Consider the following 4187-nt stretch of genomic DNA (forward strand, 5'->3'; position numbering starts at 1 on the left):
CGTGGCACCCTTGTGATAGATGTCGACCGGTACGAGGTGTTTGTGGATGGTCGGGAGGTGCGGCTCACTGCTATCGAGTTTAAGTTGCTCCGAATGCTGATGGAATCCCCCGGCCGCGTCTTTACACGAGACCAGCTCCTCGCCTCCATGCATGCGTTCAACGAGGCGGCGGTGGTGGATCGGGCCATTGACGTTCACATCGGCAAGTTGCGCGAGAAGCTCGGCGATGATGCTGCTGAGCCGCGGTTCATCCAGACGATCCGCGGTATCGGATACAGGTTGCTAGCGCCCGGACGTGCGGGATAGGTCGAAGCGAGGAATACGCGATACTCAATCTATGCAATGCTATTGGAGTGGATTTGAGACCCCCTCGGAAGGGTGTTTTTCACTAGAAGACACCATGGCAGTGCTCCTTGATAGAAGTGAGCGCGGTACCCGTAGCCCGGTCTCCCTGTAAAGCGCCCGGAGCGCCGCATCCTGCGCCTGTAGAAAAGCCTCGACATCCCTCTTGCCTCCAGGGGGGGCTCCAAGATCGGGGTCGACCATCGCCTCAATCTGCTTGAGGATTTGACACGTGGTGTCGGAAAATAAGGCCCAGGTCTTCGAGGTCGCGGCCCGAAACGTATGCAAGAAGTCCTCGCTGGGTACGTAGTCCCTGTCGGTGATCCAGTTGGTGAGATATTGTGCCAGGAGCCAGTTGATCTCGTGAATCGACTCCAGCCGTACGTCCGTGAGGCGCCTCCGCATATAGAAGTAATGGTTGAGGGACAGCATGACGATGCTCACGAGGATCATGCCGGCAAGGATTGTCACGACTAACGTAAGCGACACGATCCCCCGCCCCCAGCGCCACGTGACTTGTATTCCTCTGGTAGGCTTGCATGCCTCGGCGGCCTTTTCCTGTTACTGTGCCCGGCCAAGGCACCGGCGGCGTTCGACGCCGCCGGGCAGGCTGCGCTTCTGCAGGCGGAGGCGAAGGCAGGGAAGTCCTGGCAGTGGTGGAGTCATCGGGAAAGAATCGCGCCGCGGGAGGCAATTTGGCGCAGCCTGTCCCGCTCCAGAATCACAAGGACCCGGTGGTCCACGGCAAGAAGGCCTTCATCCCGGAACCGGTTGATGAGCGACGTGATCGTTTCCCTGGTGGATCCTACCATGTGAGCGAGATCCTGATGGGTCAGCCGCAAGGAAAGGCGGATCCCTTGGTTATGTGGTTCACCGTACTCCTCCCCAAGGCGGAGGAGCAACGCCGCCAGCCGCCCCGGGACGCTGCGGAGCGCCAGGTCTTCAATCTCCTGCTCCGCCGCCCGCAATCGCCGTGCCAGCACCCGAATGACCCGGACGCCGACCTCCGGGGTGCGCCGCAGAATCTCCTCAAACAGGGTCCGGTGCAGGGTGCAGACCACAGCGTGATCGAACGCCTCGACATGCGAGGGCACCGGCGCCTCGGGTGGGGCGAGCTCTCCGAATACGTCTCCGCGCTCCAGCAGAGCCAGGATCTGTTCTTTTCCGTCAGGAGAGAACGTGGAGATCTTCACGCGGCCGGCTTTGACCAGGTAGATGAGATCGGGATCTGAATTGGGGCCGAGAATGAGCGCCCCTCTGGGAAACTCGCGCATCCGGCTCATCTCGGCGATGCGTTGGAGTTCAGATTCGCCCAACCGGTCAAACAGGCCGGTTTGACGGAGGTACCATACCTTGTCGAACCGATTCAGCGTACTCATGTTCCCTGGATGCTTCGACATTCGAGCGCCTTCCTAAAACAGTATCAATTGGAGCGGCACCTTGCCGTAAGCGGCCCTACACACCTCATCCATTCCGTTTGTCGCCAAAGATGTCGGGAACCGGGTTCGCGTTCCGGATCCCGAGGCGCGCCTCGCGCTCTCGCTGCGCCTTCTGCCATGCGAAGTCGACTTCCGGGTCGAAGCGCTCCGGGTACAGCAGGAACCAGATTTGTTTGCGGATCAACAGGTTCTCGGGGTCGGCTTCCGCGGCCCGCATCCATGCGCCGAGCGCTTCCCTCCTGCGCCCCGTGCGAAGAAGCCGTACCCCCTCCTGGAACGCGGCCGCGCCGTCCGCACTCGGCCACGCGGCCGTTGCGTCTCCCGGGGATGACAGGCCGCCCGCCAGCACCCGCTCGACGGCTTCGGCTACGTCCGGCTTGCGGATGTCGAATCCTCCTACCTGCCGGAAACGGATCACACCATCGCCGTCGATGATCCATCCGTTCGGGATCGCGCGAAAGCCGTATCGTGTGGCCAAGAACCCATCCGTGTCGACCAGCACAGGGTATCGGGCCCCGGCCGTCAGGGCATGCTGACGTGCCATTTCGGGACCGCCGGCATCCATCGCGACGGCGAGAATCTCGACCCCAGCTTCTGTGTGGGTCTCATAGAATCGCTGCCACACGGGCAGCTGCTGTCGGCACGCTCACCAGGATCCCCAGGTGAAGAGGATCGCCCACCGGCCTCGGAACGCGCTGAGCGAATGCTGCCCGCCGTTCACGCCCGGCAGGGTGAAGTCCGGAGCAAGATCTCCGACGCGCGCACGCACACCGTCTCCTTGATCCACGATCCCTTCCCTGCCTTTCTGGGAACGTCTCTCGCTCGCTCCGTTCCAGAACGTTCCAGTCCAGTCACTCGGTTCTTATCCGATCAACGTCTTCGATCCCGGATCCATGCCCGAGATCGACGTACGTCTGAAGGCGTGATAACTCGGGGCTCATCACGGACTCTCGTAGTCCAGGACGGCAGTCGCACCCACGGACAACACGCCCGTCTCGGCGAACCTGTGTTCGCGTTCTAGTCGGCGATGTTGTTGTCTCTCCGGTGGATGGATATCGAAGGGAAGTTGTGGTTCACTATTCTTGATCGGGTCAATCACATTACGCGACAGACAGGGGCACGGGTGCTCGGCATGCTCAAGCTTGGTCCCAAGATTCCGAGCGTGCTTGTACTGGGCGCGGTTGGCGTCTTCCTCAGCTATTTCGTCTTGGAACTTTTTAGTGAGACATTCCCAGAATACCCGTACAGACCATATCCTGACACACAGCCGAATCCCGACATCGCGAGTACCCCCAGGACCCGTAGCCTCCCCCCTCTCGGACCGGTCGCACCCACTCCGCCTGCTGAAGCCCCGCCGGCGACTCCCGCGGGTCCGACCGCCCCATCTACTGCAACGCCATTGCCGGTCAAGGAATCCGCGACGACAACGGCGCTCCTTGTGCCGGCACCAGTGGTCACCCCGTCGAGCACGATTGGTACCCCTCCGCAAAACGCGCACCACGGCTCAGATACGTCCGCGCCTCTCGCGGTCTCGCTGGGCCGTCCCGAGTTCCACGTTCAGGCAGGAGCGTTCAAACAGCGCGAGTCTGCCGATGCCGTCATCCGGCAACTGCGAGCGAATGGCTACACGGTCACTCTAGTGGAAGGAGCGCTGCTGCGGGTGTGGGTTGGACCGGCGATGAGCCGCACAGGCGCCGAACAGCTTGCCGCGACCTTGCGCTCGAAAGGGTTCGAAACCTTTCTGAGCCCCGTCCAATGAAGGTTTCTGCGGGAGAACCGAACTACCCGGCGCGGAGCACCATTCGTTCCACAAGCAGGTAACTCCCGAGTAACAAGAACGCCACTCCCGCCGAGAGACCGGCGATGCGGGAGGTCCGTCTTCCCAGCGCCGTGCCGATCCGGCGTCCGATTAAGATCCCAGTGACTGTGGCGAAGAAGCCTTGCGCGGCAATTGCGGCCAGCACAACGACGATTGGAAGGCCGAGTGCACCAAGCGGGAACCCCATGGCGATCTCATCGGTTGAAATCGCGGAGCCAGCCAGCAATATCCCCCGTACTGATTCAAATGATAGCGCCCCCGCCTCACCACCGTCCGCCAGTGTCTCACGGAGAGTATGGACGCCTAAGCCGATAATGATAATTGCCCCGATATAAACGGCCAAAGCCCCGAACCGAAGCCCCACATAGCGTCCGACCACAAGACCGAATAGGGGCATTGCGGTTTCAAAGAGCGTAAATAGCAAGGCGGGTCTAAGCGGGTATAGGCCACGGAGCCCAAGTGCAACAGCGACAGCAAACGTGTCGAAGCCGAGCGGAATGACAAATGTTGCAATCCTCAGCGCCACTCGCCATTGTTCGTCACGAAGGGTTCGCCGCCCTAGATTGGTCGGGGAGGAGGGATTTGAA

6 protein-coding genes are annotated in these 4187 nt (G+C 61.3%); 2 read left to right on the top strand and 4 right to left on the bottom strand.

Translation table 11 applies throughout. From position 1 onward, the window contains the following. Positions 1–306: winged helix-turn-helix domain-containing protein (locus VFP86_16100; GenBank protein HET9001161.1), on the top strand; the 306-nt coding region annotated here is incomplete at its 5' end. Positions 307–345: 39 nt separating this feature from the next. Here the strand turns inward: VFP86_16100 and VFP86_16105 are convergent. The 3 genes from VFP86_16105 to VFP86_16115 all read right to left on the bottom strand — a co-directional run bounded on the left by VFP86_16105 (position 346) and on the right by VFP86_16115 (position 2568). Next, positions 346–831, bottom strand: a complete 486-nt coding sequence (locus VFP86_16105; GenBank protein ID HET9001162.1) for a hypothetical protein — start codon at positions 829–831, stop codon at positions 346–348. 173 nt (positions 832–1004) lie between these two features. Further along, positions 1005–1742, bottom strand: coding sequence for a Crp/Fnr family transcriptional regulator (locus tag VFP86_16110; GenBank protein HET9001163.1), 738 nt, complete (start codon positions 1740–1742; stop codon positions 1005–1007). 64 nt (positions 1743–1806) lie between these two features. Beyond that, positions 1807–2568, bottom strand: coding sequence for a TlpA disulfide reductase family protein (locus tag VFP86_16115; GenBank protein ID HET9001164.1), 762 nt, complete (start codon positions 2566–2568; stop codon positions 1807–1809). 651 nt (positions 2569–3219) lie between these two features. Here VFP86_16115 and VFP86_16120 point away from each other — a divergent pair. Beyond that, on the top strand, positions 3220–3540 hold the full coding sequence (locus VFP86_16120) for an SPOR domain-containing protein (GenBank protein HET9001165.1): 321 nt from the start codon (positions 3220–3222) through the stop codon (positions 3538–3540). Positions 3541–3562: 22 nt separating this feature from the next. Here the strand turns inward: VFP86_16120 and VFP86_16125 are convergent. Then, the coding region (locus tag VFP86_16125) for a manganese efflux pump (protein ID HET9001166.1) at positions 3563–4187 on the bottom strand (625 nt) is incomplete at its 5' end.

This window comes from bacterium (genome assembly GCA_035703895.1).
Taxonomy (GTDB): domain Bacteria; phylum Sysuimicrobiota; class Sysuimicrobiia; order Sysuimicrobiales; family Segetimicrobiaceae; genus Segetimicrobium.

What these genes read in the sequence shown, in the direction of transcription:
- VFP86_16110 (HET9001163.1), bottom strand. Translation starts at nt 1,742, where the DNA reads ATGTCGAAGCATCCAGGGAACATGAGTACGCTGAATCGGTTCGACAAG.